The following is a 15300-nucleotide window of genomic DNA, read 5'->3' as shown; positions in this document are numbered from 1 at the left end:
TAGAATAGCGTAAAACTGGGACTTTTTGAATTGCAAGCGGGTAGATTTGCAGAATTTTTTGCAAATCAAAAGAAAATGATATTGATTCTTATTTATTGCTTATATATACTTCATGGCGTTTTTTTTCATAGCGTAAATATAACCCCAAATGGAGCAATTATGCACTTCAATAAAAATAAGCTGACTGCCGCAATTTTAGTCGCAGCCTCTTCTAGTCTTTATGCGAATCAATCTGCAACCTTAGATGTGGTGGAAGTTACCGCCCATTCAGGTACTAAATATGCGACAGATGTGATTACCCTAGAGCAACGCAACCGCAGTACTGAAACGGATTTGCGTGGTCTATTCCAAGCAGAACCATCGATTGAGTTTGGTGGTGGTAATGGTACATCTCAGTTCCTAACCATTCGTGGGATGGGCCAAAACTCGGTAGATATTAAAGTGGATGGTGCTTCTTCGGATAGCCAAATTTTATATCACCAAGGTCGTTTCATCATCGATCCATCATTGCTGAAAAGCGTTTCTGTCCAAAAAGGTGCTGGTTCTGCCAGTGCGGGCATTGGTGCTACTAATGGTGCGATTGTAGCGAAAACTGTGGATGCCTTAGATTTATTGAAAGGCAGTGATCGTGATTTTGGTTTCAAGGTAAACGGTGGCTATGCAAGTAATGATGGTCATTCTTACGGTGCAAGCGTATTCGGTAAAGCAGGCAATTTTGATGCGTTACTTTCTTTCAATCGTAATGATGAAGACAATTACAAAGCGGGTAAACGCTATCAAAATGGTTTAAATGGTGATAGCAAAGTACCTTATAGCGCATTAGATAAGCGTAACTATATGGCAAAATTAGGGGCAACTTTCGGTGATCACCGTATTGTATTAAGTCACTTACAAGATCAGCATCGTGGTGTAAGGGTAGTGCGAGAGGAGTTTATTGCATTTTCAGATGCTAATGCACCAAGAGATAGCCTTAAATTACAAGGAAAAGGATCTCAAGCACCTACTTATCGTGAAACAACTTTAAGCAATACGAACCTTGAATATACGGGTAAAAATTTAGGTTTTGTCAGTGAACTAACAGCGAATGCGTATTTGATGAAGAATAAGCGTTATTCAGCTAATGATAAAGATTGTGGTTATTGTGGCAATGTAGATGGCCCAACAACGACAGTAATTGAAACAAAAGGGGCTAACGTTAATCTTGATTCTTACATTGGTGAGAATGTATTAGTCAAATATGGTTTGAATTATCGTAACCAAGAAGTGAAGCCTGGAGCTATTACTGGAACATTCTTTAAACATAATCCTGAAAAAACTGATACTGGAGTTTATGTAGAAGCTATTAGTGGTATCAGTGATTTCACCTTAACTACAGGTCTACGTTATGATCACTTTAATTACAAAGCAAGTGATGGTGTACAGGCATCGGGATCAAAATTAAATCCAAGTGTTGGTTTAATTTATCAAGCAACGCCAGAACTTAGCTTTAGTGCAAACCATAACTATGCGTCACGTAGCCCTCGTTTACATGATGCTTTAATGGTAGGACTTGAAGATCGAAAAGTATCTATCTCCCCAACGATTAAAGCAGAGCAGGCACGTAATACGGAAATTGGCTTTAGCTATAAAAATGGTGGATTCTCATTTGATGCTGGTTACTTCTGGCAGAAAGTTGATGATTTAATTGTTAGCCCACAACTGAAGCATAATGCACAAGGTAAACCAATTCGGGGAAGTGGTATTGCTGTCAATAACGGCTATTCAAAGAATCATGGTTATGAGTTAAATACTTCTTATAACTATGAAGGCTTAACCGCTCGTTTAGGTGTTGCATATAGCAAACCAAGATTCTATTTAAATACGGCTGACAAGAGTGTAAACCCTGAGTTTGCAGTACAAGCAGGTCGTACTTGGACAGCAGGATTAGCCTATCGCTTTGATAACCCAAGCTTAGAATTAGGCTGGAAAGGGCGTTATGTGCAGGATGTTAATAATATTGCTGTGGTTGTTGGTGGTTCAGCAGTAAGTCGTGATAGCTATATTGTTCACGATTTCCACCTCAACTGGAAACCGCTTAAACAGGAAAACTTAAATGTGAACTTTGCGTTGAACAATGCATTTAATAAATTCTATTATCCACACAGCCAACGTGGTACAACCTTACCAGGCGTAGGTCGTGATTTCCGAGTGAATGTGAACTACACGTTCTAACAAGCGGTTAGATTAGAACGATAAAATGCAAATAGCGATTGGTAAATGCCAATCGCTATTTTTTTTGCAAAAAATCTGTTGGAAGTGACCGCTTGTATTGCTCAGCCAAACGGTCTTATTGGATTGTATTATTGAAGGGAAGAGGCTTTCGGTTTTTTCACCTTAATACCTTTCGCTGCCGTTGGAATAACTTCAACGCCTTCTGGGTGGTTTTCCAACGCAATTGCTAACACTTCATCAATGGTTTCGACAGGGTGAATTGCTAGAGCGGCTTTCGCATTGTCTGGGATTTCTTCGAGATCTTTTTCGTTCTCTTTCGGAATAATCACGGTTTTAATCCCACCACGATGTGCAGCTAACAATTTCTCTTTCAAACCGCCAATTGGCAATACTTTACCACGTAAGGTGATTTCGCCCGTCATCGCCACATCGGCCCGCACAGGGTTGCCAGTTAGGCTTGAAACGAGAGCAGTACACATTGCGATCCCCGCACTTGGACCATCTTTTGGTGTTGCCCCTTCGGGCACGTGAACATGAATATCGCGTTTTTCGTGGAAATCGCTGGCGATGCCCAGTTTTTCTGCTCTAGCTCGCACAACCATCATTGCCGCTTGGATTGACTCTTTCATCACATCGCCGAGCGAGCCAGTGTAGGAGAATTTGCCTTTACCCACCACCGATGCGGTTTCAATGGTAAGCAAGTCCCCGCCAACTTCCGTCCACGCCAAGCCAGTGACTTCACCAATGCGGTTTTTGCTGTCCATTTTGCCATAGTCGAAACGTTGTACGCCTAAGTAATCTTTCAGATTGTCTTGGCTGACGGTAACGGATTTCAATTTTTTATCCATTACCAACGCTTTGACCGCTTTACGACAGATTTTAGCGATTTCACGCTCTAAATTCCGCACGCCTGCTTCACGAGTGTAGTAGCGGATAATGCCTAAAATGGCACTATCTTCGATGGTTAATTCATTGTCTTTGATGCCATTATTCTCTTTTTGTTTGGCGATTAAATGCTCTTTAGCAATGTGCATTTTCTCGTCTTCGGTATAGCCAGAAAGGCGGATGACTTCCATACGATCGAGCAACGCAGGTGGAATATGCATTGAGTTAGACGTTGCCACGAACATCACATCGGACAAATCGTAATCCACTTCTAAGTAGTGGTCGTTAAACGCTTTATTCTGTTCAGGATCAAGTACTTCCAACAACGCAGAGGCAGGATCGCCACGCATATCCTGTGCCATTTTGTCGATTTCATCAAGCAAGAACAGCGGGTTACGCACGCCCACTTTTGCCATTTTCATCATTAACTGACCTGGCATTGAACCGATGTAAGTGCGGCGATGACCGCGAATTTCCGCTTCATCACGCACGCCACCTAACGCCATTCGTACATATTTACGTCCTGTGGCGTTGGCGATCGACTGACCAAGAGACGTTTTTCCCACCCCTGGTGGACCGACCAAACAGAGAATTGGGCCTTTGAGTTTGTTCAAACGGCTTTGCACCGCAAGGTATTCTAAAATGCGTTCTTTAACTCGCTCTAAGCCGTAGTGATCTTTATCCAACACGGCTTGGGCTTTTTGCAAATCTTTCTTCACAACTGACCGCTTGTGCCACGGCATTTGCAAAATCCAGTCGATATAGCCACGCACCACGGTTGCTTCAGACGAACTTTGTGGCATTGCTTTGAGTTTGTTGAACTCATTATCGACTTTCTCTTTCACTTCCGTTGGCAATTTTGCCTCTTCAATCTTCGCTTTGAGTTTGTCGAGTTCCGACTGCTCTTGTTCTTCTTCACCACCGAGCTCTTTGCGGATCGCCTTGATCTGCTCATTCAGATAGTAATCCCGCTGATTTTTTTCCATCTGCTGCTTAACGCGATTGCGAATACGACTTTCCATTTCGAGCGTATCCATTTCGGTCGCCATTGCCACTAACAAGGCTTCAAAACGGGCTACCAAATTCACTTCTTCAAGCAATGCTTGCTTTTGTTTCACGGGGGCAACTAAATTCGCAGCCATGGTGTCTGCCAAGCGATCTTCTAGCGTGATTTTTTGCAATTTTGGCAAAATTTCCGCAGGGATTTTTTTATTGCTTTTTAGGTAATTTTCAAATTCGCTGAGAGTGGTTTTGGCAATGGCTTTTAGTTCATCGTTTTCTTCATATTCAGAAATTAACGGCGTAACACCCGCCCAGAAGCCGTTTTCATCGTCGCGAATGTGTTCAATTTTGCCGCGAACTTGCCCTTCAACCAGTACTTTTACCGTGCCATCAGGCAGGTTCAACATTTGAATGATGTTCGCCATTACGCCGACATCATAAATATCTTCTGTGGTGGGATCTTCGTTATTTGGATCTTTTTGGGTAACTAGAAACAGTTGTTTGTTGGTTTCCATTGCCGCTCTAAGGGCTTGGATTGATTTGTCTCGCCCAACAAACAACGGCATCGCCATAAATGGAAACACTACCACATCACGTAGCGGTAATAATGGTAATTCAATCGGTTTTTTCTTTCTTGCCATTTTCTTGCTCTCTATTTGCTAAAACTGTTCGAAAAATGTAATTCGCCCATTATGGGGGCGGAATTGTGAAATGCAAGGGATGGATGAGAAAAATCCCTAAGGTTGTTGAGAGTGAGTGTGTTATTCACAAATTTGCAAAAAATCTGTGAAATCTGACCGCTTGTATTTCAACAATCCCCCAAAAAATGGTATATTCATCCCCAATTTTTTGAATGAATTTGAGAGAAAATGGCGAATTATCAGGATATTTCCATTGCGTTGGCAGGCGTGTGCCAAGCAGCGAATTTAGTGCAGAAATTTGCACATGGTGGTGTGGCAGATCGTGACAGCCTTCGCCATAGCTTACAGAGTTTATTGGTGATGCAGCCAGAATCTACTTTAGCGGTTTTTGGCCATCAACTTACCAATCTCAAACTGGGGTTAGAAACGGTTCAAGCACAGCTGAGTTCACAGCAAGGACCATTGGATGCGGAAATCGGTCGATATTGGATCGGTGTGTTAGCCCTAAGCCAAAAACTGGATAAAAATCCGCAAGCTAAAAGCCAATTGGCACAACGTTTACAACAGCTTGAACGCCAACTGTCGCTTTATGAAGGCGATATTTTACATGAACAGATGATTGCCAATATGGCAGCGATTTATAGTGACATCATCAGCCCGCTGGGTTCGCGTATTCAAGTGATTGGCGATCGTGATGTGCTTTCTCGCACGGATATTCAAAACCGTATTCGTGCTACCTTGCTCGCCGGTATTCGGGCGGGCATTTTATGGCAACAAGTGGGTGGGAGCCGTTGGCAGTTTTTCTTCTCTCGTCGCAAAATTCTGAATGCAACACAATCTTTATATTCCTCGTTATAACTGGAGAACATTTCTATGCAATTAAATGCTTTAACGGCATTGTCCCCGATCGATGGTCGTTATCAAGACAAAGCAGCGGCTTTACGTCCGATTTTCAGCGAATTTGGCTTGTTGAAATTTCGTGTGACGGTTGAAGTGCGTTGGCTACAAAAATTGGCTTCTCACGCACAGATTCAAGAGGTTTCCGCATTGTCAAAAGAAGCAAACGATTACCTCGATAGTATTGTGGCGAATTTTTCTTTAGCAGATGCCGAGCGAATTAAAACGATTGAACGCACGACCAATCACGATGTGAAAGCCGTGGAGTATTTCTTAAAAGAGAAAAGCAAAGCATTGCCAGAGCTGGCGAAAGTAAGCGAATTTATCCATTTCGCTTGTACGTCTGAAGACATCAACAACACGTCGCACGCGTTAATGCTCAAAACTGCCAAAGAAGAGGTGCTATTGCCAGAATGGAAAAACGTGATCGATGCGGTGAAAGCATTGGCGGAGCGTTACAAATCTATTCCGTTACTTTCTCGCACCCATGGTCAGCCCGCCAGCCCAACCACCATCGGTAAAGAGATGGCAAACGTGGCATACCGCTTGCAACGTCAATATAGACAGCTCGAAAATTTAGAGATTTTAGCCAAAATCAACGGGGCAGTCGGCAACTACAATGCTCACCTTTCTGCTTATCCAGAAATTGACTGGCACACTTTCAGTCAAGAGTTTATCGAAAGCCTTGGTGTAACGTGGAACCCGTACACCACCCAAATTGAGCCACATGATTACATTGCCGAATTTTTTGATTGTGTCGCACGTTTCAATACCATTGTGATTGACTTTGACCGAGATATGTGGGGCTACATCGCTTTAAATCATTTTAAACAACGCACCGTTGCAGGCGAAATCGGCTCAAGCACAATGCCGCACAAAGTGAATCCAATCGACTTTGAAAACTCCGAAGGCAACTTAGGCTTGGCGAATGCGGTGATGTCTCATCTTGGAGCGAAATTGCCAATTTCTCGTTGGCAACGTGATTTAACTGATTCAACGGTATTGCGTAACTTAGGTGTTGGTTTGGGTTATGCGTTGATCGCTTACGCTGCAACGCTTAAAGGCATCAGCAAATTGGAAGTGAACGAATCACATTTGCGTGATGAACTCGATCAAAACTGGGAGGTGCTTGCCGAGCCAATTCAAACGGTAATGCGTCGTTATGGGATTGAAAAACCATACGAGAAACTCAAAGAACTCACCCGCGGCAAACGTGTGGATGGTAATGCAATGCGTCAATTTATTGACGGCTTGGACTTGCCAGCCCATGAAAAAGAACGCTTAAAACAGATGACACCAGCAAGTTATATTGGCTATGCAGTAGAGCTTGTTGAGAAGCTATAAGCGATTTTTGCTATTCATACGGGCGGGTTAAGAACCGCCCCTACGATAAGATGGACGAACATCATAAGCGGTTAGGTCTCCATAAAATATGACAAACTAAATGATTGCAAAATTTTACTCAAAAGTGACCGCTTGCAAGCGGTCACTTTTCGGAAAAGTTTTGCAAAACGAGAAACTATGAAACAAACCTTTCGACATAACAGAATTATTGAATTGGTCAATCAGCTTGGCTATGTCAGCACGGAGCAGCTGGTGGCAGAGCTGGACGTCAGTTCACAAACAATTCGCCGAGATTTGAATGAATTGGCGGAGAATAATTTGATCCGCCGTCATCATGGTGGGGCAGCATCGCCATCGACAACAGAAAATAGCGACTATTCCGATCGCAAATTTTTCTTTTCCGAACAAAAAAGCCGTATCGGCAGGGCGGTCGCGAAGATGATTCCGAATGGAGCATCGCTGTTTATTGATATTGGTACGACACCTGAGGCCGTAGCGTATTCGCTGCTTTCCCACAAAGATTTACGGGTGGTGACGAACAATCTCAATGCAGCACATATTTTGCTGCAAAAAGAAGATTGCCACGTCACCATCGCAGGCGGTGAATTACGGGCAGACGGGGGTATTATCGGCGAAGCAACCGTCAATTTTATCAACCAGTTCCGCCTGGATTACTGTATTTTGGGCATTAGTGCGGTGGAACGTGATGGCTCGATGATGGATTACGATTATCACGAAGTACAAGTGAAACGGGCGTTAATGCGAAATGCCCGCAATATCGTGCTTGTGACCGATCATTCCAAATTCACTCGTAATGCGATCGTGCGACTCGGTGAACTCAAAGAAATCAATTACTTATTCACCGATAAACCATTGCCATCAGAATTACAGCTTTATCTCAGCCATAGCGATGTGGCGATTTATATCTGCAACGAAGACGAATGAAATCTCATTTTACCCAAGACAAATGGCTTGCCTATATGCAGCTGATGCGGTTGGATAAACCCATCGGCACGTTGCTGTTGTTGTGGCCAACCCTCTGGGCGTTGTTTACTGCTGCAAACGGCATACCACCATTGCCGATTTTAGCGATTTTCATTGCTGGCGTGGTCGTGATGCGAGCGGCAGGGTGCGTGATTAACGATTATGCCGACCGCCATTTTGACGGCAAAGTAAAACGCACTCAAAATCGACCGCTTGCAACGGGCAGGGCGACTGAAATGGAGGCGAAAGTGCTATTTGGCGTGTTGATTGCCATCGCTTTTTTACTAGTACTGATGCTGAACCGCTACACTATCGGGTTGTCGTTTATTGCGGTTGGATTGGCGATGGCATACCCTTTTATGAAACGCTACACCCATTTGCCGCAGCTGGTACTCGGTGTGGCGTTTGGTTGGTCAATCCCGATGGCATTCGGGGCAGTAAGCGAAAGTTTGCCACTTTCGTGCTGGCTTTTATTCATTGCAAATTTGCTTTGGACTGTTGCCTACGACACGCAATATGCGATGGTTGATCGTGATGATGATTTACGCATTGGCGTGAAATCCACTGCGATTTTATTCGCTCAATATGACAATAAAATCATTGCCTTGCTGCAATTTCTCGCATTAGTTTTCTTGAGCCTATTTGGCTATGTGCAGCAGTTTGGAGTGCTTTATTTTATTGCGTTAGCCATCACTGCAGTGTTATTTATTTATCAATGCAAACTGACCAAGCAACGTGAGCGAGAAGCCTGTTTCAATGCTTTTCTTAACAATCATTATGTGGGAATGGGAGTGTTCATTGCGGTTTTGGTTGGCATTTATTTGAGCTAATTGCCGAAAATAAATGCAAGCGGAACTTTTTCCCGATTTTCCGCTTGCATAAATAAAAGAAGATTTCTATAATCTTGCACGTTTTGTTACTTTCTAAAAGCCAGTGTGACGAAATTGGTAGACGTAGCGGATTCAAAATCCGCCGGTGAATAACCGTGTCGGTTCGAGTCCGACCACTGGCACCAACTATCCTTTCTTACCTTATCATAATCTCTCAAAAATTTCCTATAAGACCTAATAATGACAAGAACTTCAATCCTTTTACTTGATCTATCTTATCTTTTTCTATTGTATCTATTCAAGAATTTTGTCCACTGGATGTGTATGGAAAAGCATTTTTTATGTATCAAGAGATGCTTTGGGCGTGAATTAAATGGCAGTTAAACGCTATCAAGTGTGTAATGAAATAGTAATACAACATGGTGAGATAATAAGGATTGTGCTAACTAACAGTTTGATTTTTAAGCGAAATAGAACAAAAAGCATAAAAAAAACCCGATACCAAAAGGGATATGATATCGGGAGGAGGTCTTACCTAAGGAAATGAAAAAAACTTGCTATCTGAATTCAAGCATTTAGCGAATAATCAGACTTTCTCTTATATAAAAAGTTCATTAAAAATCAAAAAATTTTTAGATTCTTTTTGAAAAGTAAAGCCTGATGATATTTCTTTATCCTTCAAGTTATTTAAAATCAATGGGTTACTTGTTAATTACCAACCTTTCACCATACCGCCTTTAAAGACTTCGTTGGCTTTGTTGAACACTTCGTCTGATTGGTAGGCTTTAACGAAATCTTTTACGATTTCTTTGTCTTTGTTATCCACACGAGCAACAATTAAGTTTACATAAGGCGACTCTTTGCCTTCTACAAACATGCCATCTTTATTTGGGCTTAAACCGATTTGACCTGCGTAAGTGGTGTTGATGATAGAAAATGCCACATCGTCCAGCGTACGTGGTAATAGCGGAGCCTCAATTTCTTGAATGTCCAAATTTTTTGGATTTTCAACAATATCTACACGGGTTGAAAGCAAGTTGTTGCTGTCTTTTAATTTGATAAGCCCTTGTTTTTCCAATAAAATCAATGAGCGACCTAAGTTAGTTGGATCATTTGGCACGGCAATCTTATCGCCGTCTTTTAATTCAGTGATCGATTTGATTTTTTTCGAATACGCAGCGATGGGGTAAACAAAGGTATTGCCAACGGGTGTGAGTTTATAGCCTTTATCGGCGATCTGTTTATCTAAATACGGCTTGTGTTGGAATGCATTTACGTCTAAATCGCCTTTGTTTAAGGCTTCGTTTGGCGTAGCGTAGTCGGTGAAAATCACTAACTCGATATCACGATTGTATTTTTCTTTCGCGACTTTCGCTGCAACTTCCATCACTTCGTGTTCAGGGCCTGAAATTACGCCCACTTTGAGTTTTTCGGCTTTATCGTTACAAGCGGTCAATACCAAGCTAGAAAGTGCCGCTAATCCAAGTAATTTTTTAAAGTTCATTTTAAGGTTCCTCATAATTAGGGTGGGTCTTTTGACCCACCCAAAAGATAACAAGCGGTTAGATTTTAGGAGAAATTTGCAAATGGGGAGGTCCTACCTACAAATCGGGATCTACCAACCTTTCACCACGCCATTGTTAAATAATTTCAACGCTTCTTGATACACTTCATCTGTTTGGAATGCTTTAACGAAAGTTTGTAATCGAGGGTCGTCTTTATTGTCTTCACGGCTTACCACTAAGTTCACATACGGTGATTCTTTTGATTCCACAATCACGCCATCTTTTTCAGGGCTTAAACCTGCTTGGCCAGCGTAAGTGTTGTTGATGATTGAAAGATCGACATCGTCTAACGAGCGGGTTAATAATGCCGTATCAATTTGTTTGATTTGGATATTTTTCGGGTTATCTACAATGTCGTTTTCAGTCGAAAATAAGTTTGTTGGATCTTTCAGTTTGATCACGCCGTTTGCTTGCAATAATAACAAGGCTCGGCCTGTGTTACTTGGGTTATTTGGAATTGACACAATCGCACCGTCTTTTAATTCATCTAACGTTTTGATTTTTTTAGAATACCCCGCAATTGGCCAAATGAATGTATTGCCGATGATCGCCATTTTATAGCCACGATCTTTGCTCTCTTGCTCTAAATATGGCACAGTTTGGAACGCATTTGCGTCTAAATCTTTGGCGTGTAATGCAGCATTCGGTTGGGTGTATTCGGTGAATTGTACTAATTGCACGTCCAACCCATATTTTTCTTTAGCGATTTTCACCGCAACTTCGGTCATTTGGGCTTCAGGGCCTGTCATTACACCGATTTTTAATGGTTGTGCAGGGGCTACTTCGGCTTTTTTCTCTTCTTTACAGCCAGTGAGCACAAGGGTTGAAACTAAAAGCGTTCCGAGTAGTTTTTTGAAGTTCATTGTGTTTTCCTTATCAGATATAGGGGCAGACCTATGTGTCAGCCCGTGAGATTGATTTTATAAGCTAAGTAGGGGGGGCTTGCCCCACCAAAAATAACAAGCGGTTAGATTCTCAAAGAATTTTGCAAATGGTGGGGCAAACCCACCCACAAATTGATTTCTACCACCCTTTTACCACGCCATCTTTGAAGTGTTTTTGGGCTTCTTGGAACACTTCTTCTGTTTGGTAGGCTTTTACGAAGTTTTTCACGGCATCACTATCTTTATTGTTGGTGCGAGCAACGATAATGTTCACATATGGTGAATCTTTGCTTTCAACAAATACACTGTGATCCGTGGTGTTTAGTCCCACTTGCCCTGCATAGGTATTATTCACGACGGCTAAATCCACGTCATCTAACGCTTTCGCTGCCACCGAAGTATCCACTTCTTGAATTTTCAAGTTTTTCGGATTTTCAACGATATCGAGAGACGTTGAGAATAAGTTGGTGCTATCTTTGAGTTTAATTAAGCCTTGTTTTTCAAGCAAAATTAAAGCACGAGCTAAGTTACTTGGATCATTTGGCACCGCAACAACGGCACCATTTTTTAATGCATCGATTGATTTAATTTTTTTTGAGTAGCCTGCAAGGGGATAAACGAAAGTATTACCAACAATCACTAAGTTATCTAACTTTTTGGTAGCAGAGTCTTTGTCTAAATACGGCTTGTGTTGGAAGGCGTTGGCATCTAAATCGCCTTTGCTGGTTGCCGTGTTTGGTAACGCATAGTCGTTGAAAAGCACAAATTCGACATCTAAATCGTATTTTTCTTTTGCGATTTTCGCAGCAACTTCCGCCACAACGTGTTCAGGACCAGACATCACGCCAACGGTGATTTTGTCTTTGGCGAATGCTGTGCCGCTGAAGGCTAAAGCGGAAACTAATGCGGTTTTTAAGAATTTGTTTAACATAGGAAACTCCTGTTTGATGTTGTGTTGATTTGCAAAATTTTTATTCAAACTGACCGCTTGTATTCCCCCCTTTTGAAAAAGGGAGGTTGCGGATTTAACGATGATCGTATTTCTTCGCCAAGTTATCGCCAATTTTTTGGCTGACCATCACGATTGCCACGATAATAATGGTGGCGATCCATTTTACATAGACCATATTACGATGTTCACCGTAGCTGATCGCTAAGTTACCCAAGCCACCGCCACCAACAGCACCTGCCATTGCGGAGTAGCCGATCAACGCCACTAAGGTGAGCGTAATGCCGTTGATTAAAATCGGTAGCGATTCAGGTAGATAGAATTTCGTGACCACCTGCCAGTTATTTGCGCCCATTGATTTTGCCGCTTCAGTTAAGCCGCTTGGGATTTCAAGCAATGCGTTAGCAGTTAAACGGGCGAAGAATGGAATAGCGGAAACACTCAATGGCACAATTGCCGCTGTTGTTCCGAGCGTTGTGCCTACGATTAAACGAGTAAATGGCAGCAAGACCACAAGTAAAATGATAAATGGCACAGAACGCCCGATGTTGATAATAACATCAAGCACTTGGTGTAAAGCTTTGTGCTCAAGGATTTCCCCCTTGCCAGTTAGAAATGCCACAAAGCCGATCGGGAGACCGATCACCACGGCTAATAACGTGGCTACAAAGCCCATATAAAGTGTTTCTAACGTGGACATTGCAACCAATTCCCACATTTTCGGGGTAAGTTCGTTTAAAAAATCAGTCCACATAGCCAAGCACCTCAACTTTCACATTATTATCAATTAAATAGAATTTCGCTTCATTGATTTTGTCTGCTTCGCCTTCCACTTCGGCGATCACAAAACCAAATTTTACTCCGCCTGCATAATCGATTTGCGACATTAAAATACTGAAATCAATGCCGAACTTTTTCGAGGCGTGTGAGAGAAGCGGTGCATCCACAGAACGCCCCGTAAACTCAAATTTAATAATGGGTTTGCCGTTTGGCGTTGGGGTTGGCGAAAGCTGCTCGGTATATTCTGCGGGCAATTCAAAATGGAAAGTCGATTGAATAAAGCGTTGTGCGAGTTCCGTTTTGGGATTGGAGAAAATTTCACTGACCGAGCCGCTTTCAACTAAGCGACCTTGGTCAATCACCGCTACACGATCACAAATGCGTTTTACCACGTCCATTTCGTGCGTGATCAATAAGATCGTTAGCCCTAAACGCTGGTTGATCTCTTTGAGTAATTGCAGGATCGACTGTGTTGTTGCTGGATCGAGAGCACTGGTTGCTTCATCGCATAATAAAACATGCGGATCGCTTGCTAAAGCACGAGCAATCGCAACACGCTGTTTCTGACCGCCTGATAAATTGCTAGGATACACATCACGTTTATCTGCTAAGCCTACTAATTCCAGCAACTCACTGACTTTTTTCTCAATCGTCTGTTTATCGGTATGGCTTAACTCCAACGGTAATGCCACGTTGTCAAATACCGTACGGGAAGAAAGCAAATTAAAATGTTGGAAAATCATCGCAATGTTGCGGCGAGCTAAAATCAGCTCTTTTTCTGACATTGCGGTTAAGTCTTGTCCATCGACAATCACTTGACCCATTGTTGGGCGTTCAAGCAAATTCACACAGCGGATCAGGGTACTTTTACCTGCACCGGATGAGCCGATCACCCCATAAATCGTGCCTTTTGGCACCTCAAGGTTCACATTGTCGAGTGCTGTAATTTTCTGCCCTTTGACCTCAAACTGTTTGCTGATCTGTTTCAGCTCAATCATCGTTTTATCCACACCTTCATAAAAAATAATGTTTGGCATTTTAGACGTCTAGATTGCTATATGTCAATTCACTCTGTCGATTTTTTTATAATTAAATCGCATAACGTAGTGATTTCGTCCACCACAACGACAAGCGGTGAGATTTTCAAACCATTTTGCAAATCTCAAATGCCTTGATTTTGCAAAATCTCACCCCATATTACGTCAATTATTTTTACGATTTTGCACAGATTTATCATTTGGAGAGAAAATGAAAACTGAAATTCGTCAACACTTAAACGATCTACAAATTGCCATGCGATTGCATTCACTTTGGGAAGAAACGCCACCCTCAGAAGAGGCCTTGGCGAGCGATGAGCCATTTTGCGTTAGCACCTTGTCGCCAACCCAATGGCTACAATGGATTTTTATTCCGCGAATGAATGCACTGCTTGATGCCAATGCAGAGATCCCCCGCAATTTTGCGATTACCCCCTATTTGGAAGAAGCAGTACAAAACGAAACGCACTTAGAAGCGCTGCATTTACCGCTCTTGAAGCTCGAAAGACTGCTGAAAGCGGACTAACAAGCGGTCAGTTTCGGGGAAAATTTTGCAAATGATATTGGATATTTTGTATCAAGATAATGAACTGGTGGCGATCAATAAACCTGCGGGAATGTTGGTGCATCGGAGTTGGCTCGACAAACACGAAACCTTGTTTGCGATGCAAACCTTACGAGATCAGCTCGGGCAGCGCGTTTTCCCGATTCATCGCTTGGACCGCCCGACTTCTGGTGTGTTGCTGTTTGCCTTGAATAGCGAAATGGCTCGCATGATGAGCCAACAATTTGAACAGCATCAGATCGAAAAAAGCTATTTGGCGGTGGTGCGAGGCTACCTGCTGGGCGAAGATCGGATCGACTATCCGCTGAAAGTGCAGTTAGATAAAATCGCTGATAAGTTTTCGCAAGAAAAGGAAGCACAGCAAGCCGTTACAGATTATCGATCATTAGCAACGGTTGAAATGCCTTATCCTGCGGGTAAATTCGCCACCGCCCGCTATTCGTTGGTGCAGCTCTTTCCCAAAACAGGGCGTAAGCACCAACTTCGCCGCCACCTCAAACACCTATTTCACCCTATTATTGGCGATACTCATTATGGTGATTTGCATCAAAATCGGGCTTTGACGGCAAATACTGGTTGCGAGCGGTTGTTTTTACACTCAAACCAACTACAATTTACCCATCCAAAAACGTTGCAAAAAATCAGCATAAATGCTCCGCTGGATACCCAGTGGCAGCAACTTTTTTCGCAATTTGGCTGGAATTTTCCGCAATTTGATTAGACTAA

The 15300-nt window shown here is 42.6% G+C and carries 13 protein-coding genes and 1 tRNA gene; 8 read left to right on the top strand and 6 right to left on the bottom strand.

The features are described from left to right. Positions 1-159: 159 nt before the first annotated feature. Positions 160-2211 carry a TonB-dependent siderophore receptor gene (locus A4G17_RS09175; RefSeq protein WP_123955890.1) on the top strand — a complete coding sequence of 684 codons (2052 nt, stop codon included), beginning with the start codon at positions 160-162 and terminating at the stop codon, positions 2209-2211. 128 nt (positions 2212-2339) lie between these two features. Here A4G17_RS09175 and lon read toward each other — a convergent pair whose 3' ends face one another. Continuing rightward, complete coding sequence (gene lon, locus A4G17_RS09170) at positions 2340-4739, bottom strand: endopeptidase La (RefSeq protein WP_123955891.1); 2400 nt, start codon at positions 4737-4739, stop codon at positions 2340-2342. Between the two features lie 228 nt (positions 4740-4967). On the opposite strand from lon, the gene hflD reads away from it, so the two are divergent. The 5 genes from hflD (at position 4968) to A4G17_RS09145 (ending at position 8979) form a co-directional block, all read left to right on the top strand. Further along, complete coding sequence (hflD, locus tag A4G17_RS09165) at positions 4968-5597, top strand: high frequency lysogenization protein HflD (protein WP_123955892.1); 630 nt, start codon at positions 4968-4970, stop codon at positions 5595-5597. 15 nt (positions 5598-5612) lie between these two features. After that, positions 5613-6980, top strand: coding sequence for an adenylosuccinate lyase (gene purB / locus A4G17_RS09160; RefSeq protein WP_123955893.1), 1368 nt, complete (start codon positions 5613-5615; stop codon positions 6978-6980). A 177-nt stretch (positions 6981-7157) separates the two neighbouring features. Next, entirely contained in the window at positions 7158-7925 is a 768-nt protein-coding gene (locus tag A4G17_RS09155; protein ID WP_123955894.1) for a DeoR/GlpR family transcriptional regulator, read from the top strand. Further along, entirely contained in the window at positions 7922-8794 is an 873-nt protein-coding gene (gene ubiA / locus A4G17_RS09150) for a 4-hydroxybenzoate octaprenyltransferase (protein ID WP_123955895.1), read from the top strand. The genes A4G17_RS09155 and ubiA overlap by 4 nt, the downstream gene beginning before the upstream one ends. A gap of 99 nt (positions 8795-8893) precedes the next feature. Continuing rightward, positions 8894-8979: transfer RNA gene (locus A4G17_RS09145), tRNA-Leu, on the top strand. A gap of 527 nt (positions 8980-9506) precedes the next feature. Here the strand turns inward: A4G17_RS09145 and metQ are convergent. The 5 genes from metQ to metN all read right to left on the bottom strand — a co-directional run bounded on the left by metQ (position 9507) and on the right by metN (position 13970). Beyond that, positions 9507-10298 carry a methionine ABC transporter substrate-binding lipoprotein MetQ gene (gene metQ / locus A4G17_RS09140; RefSeq protein WP_123955896.1) on the bottom strand — a complete coding sequence of 264 codons (792 nt, stop codon included), beginning with the start codon at positions 10296-10298 and terminating at the stop codon, positions 9507-9509. Between the two features lie 111 nt (positions 10299-10409). Next, positions 10410-11222 (bottom strand): MetQ/NlpA family ABC transporter substrate-binding protein, encoded by an 813-nt coding sequence (locus A4G17_RS09135; RefSeq protein WP_123955897.1) that lies wholly within the window; start codon positions 11220-11222, stop codon positions 10410-10412. A gap of 160 nt (positions 11223-11382) precedes the next feature. Next, positions 11383-12174: a MetQ/NlpA family lipoprotein gene (locus tag A4G17_RS09130; protein WP_123955898.1), complete on the bottom strand. Its 792-nt coding sequence runs from the start codon at positions 12172-12174 to the stop codon at positions 11383-11385. A gap of 94 nt (positions 12175-12268) precedes the next feature. Next, a complete protein-coding gene (locus A4G17_RS09125; RefSeq protein WP_123955899.1) occupies positions 12269-12946 on the bottom strand; it encodes a methionine ABC transporter permease in 678 nt (225 codons plus the stop codon). Beyond that, positions 12936-13970, bottom strand: a complete 1035-nt coding sequence (gene metN / locus A4G17_RS09120; RefSeq protein ID WP_123956681.1) for a methionine ABC transporter ATP-binding protein MetN — start codon at positions 13968-13970, stop codon at positions 12936-12938. Before metN ends, A4G17_RS09125 begins: the two co-directional genes overlap by 11 nt. Positions 13971-14220: 250 nt before the next feature. Between metN and A4G17_RS09115 the strand changes: the two genes are divergently transcribed. Then, the gene (locus tag A4G17_RS09115) at positions 14221-14535 is read left to right on the top strand and encodes a YqcC family protein (RefSeq protein ID WP_123955900.1); all 315 of its coding nucleotides are present in this window, start codon (positions 14221-14223) and stop codon (positions 14533-14535) included. Positions 14536-14566: 31 nt separating this feature from the next. Next, positions 14567-15295, top strand: coding sequence for a tRNA pseudouridine(65) synthase TruC (truC, locus tag A4G17_RS09110; RefSeq protein WP_123956683.1), 729 nt, complete (start codon positions 14567-14569; stop codon positions 15293-15295). The last annotated feature ends 5 nt before the right edge of the window (positions 15296-15300 follow it).

The sequence above is a fragment of the Frederiksenia canicola genome (assembly GCF_011455495.1).
GTDB classification, from domain to species: Bacteria; Pseudomonadota; Gammaproteobacteria; order Enterobacterales; family Pasteurellaceae; genus Frederiksenia; species Frederiksenia canicola.
The sequence above is the reverse complement of the archived record's forward strand: the minus strand, read 5'-3'. Positions and strand labels throughout refer to the sequence as shown.

Bases quoted from the DNA above. Each gene is read 5' to 3' on its own strand.
- A4G17_RS09175 (WP_123955890.1), top strand. From the start codon at position 160: ATGCACTTCAATAAAAATAAGCTGACTGCCGCAATTTTAGTCGCAGCC.
- lon (WP_123955891.1), bottom strand. From the start codon at position 4,739: ATGGCAAGAAAGAAAAAACCGATTGAATTACCATTATTACCGCTACGT.
- hflD (WP_123955892.1), top strand. From the start codon at position 4,968: ATGGCGAATTATCAGGATATTTCCATTGCGTTGGCAGGCGTGTGCCAA.
- purB (WP_123955893.1), top strand. From the start codon at position 5,613: ATGCAATTAAATGCTTTAACGGCATTGTCCCCGATCGATGGTCGTTAT.
- A4G17_RS09155 (WP_123955894.1), top strand. From the start codon at position 7,158: ATGAAACAAACCTTTCGACATAACAGAATTATTGAATTGGTCAATCAG.
- ubiA (WP_123955895.1), top strand. From the start codon at position 7,922: ATGAAATCTCATTTTACCCAAGACAAATGGCTTGCCTATATGCAGCTG.
- metQ (WP_123955896.1), bottom strand. From the start codon at position 10,298: ATGAACTTTAAAAAATTACTTGGATTAGCGGCACTTTCTAGCTTGGTA.
- A4G17_RS09135 (WP_123955897.1), bottom strand. From the start codon at position 11,222: ATGAACTTCAAAAAACTACTCGGAACGCTTTTAGTTTCAACCCTTGTG.
- A4G17_RS09130 (WP_123955898.1), bottom strand. From the start codon at position 12,174: ATGTTAAACAAATTCTTAAAAACCGCATTAGTTTCCGCTTTAGCCTTC.
- A4G17_RS09125 (WP_123955899.1), bottom strand. From the start codon at position 12,946: ATGTGGACTGATTTTTTAAACGAACTTACCCCGAAAATGTGGGAATTG.
- metN (WP_123956681.1), bottom strand. From the start codon at position 13,970: ATGATTGAGCTGAAACAGATCAGCAAACAGTTTGAGGTCAAAGGGCAG.
- A4G17_RS09115 (WP_123955900.1), top strand. From the start codon at position 14,221: ATGAAAACTGAAATTCGTCAACACTTAAACGATCTACAAATTGCCATG.
- truC (WP_123956683.1), top strand. From the start codon at position 14,567: ATGATATTGGATATTTTGTATCAAGATAATGAACTGGTGGCGATCAAT.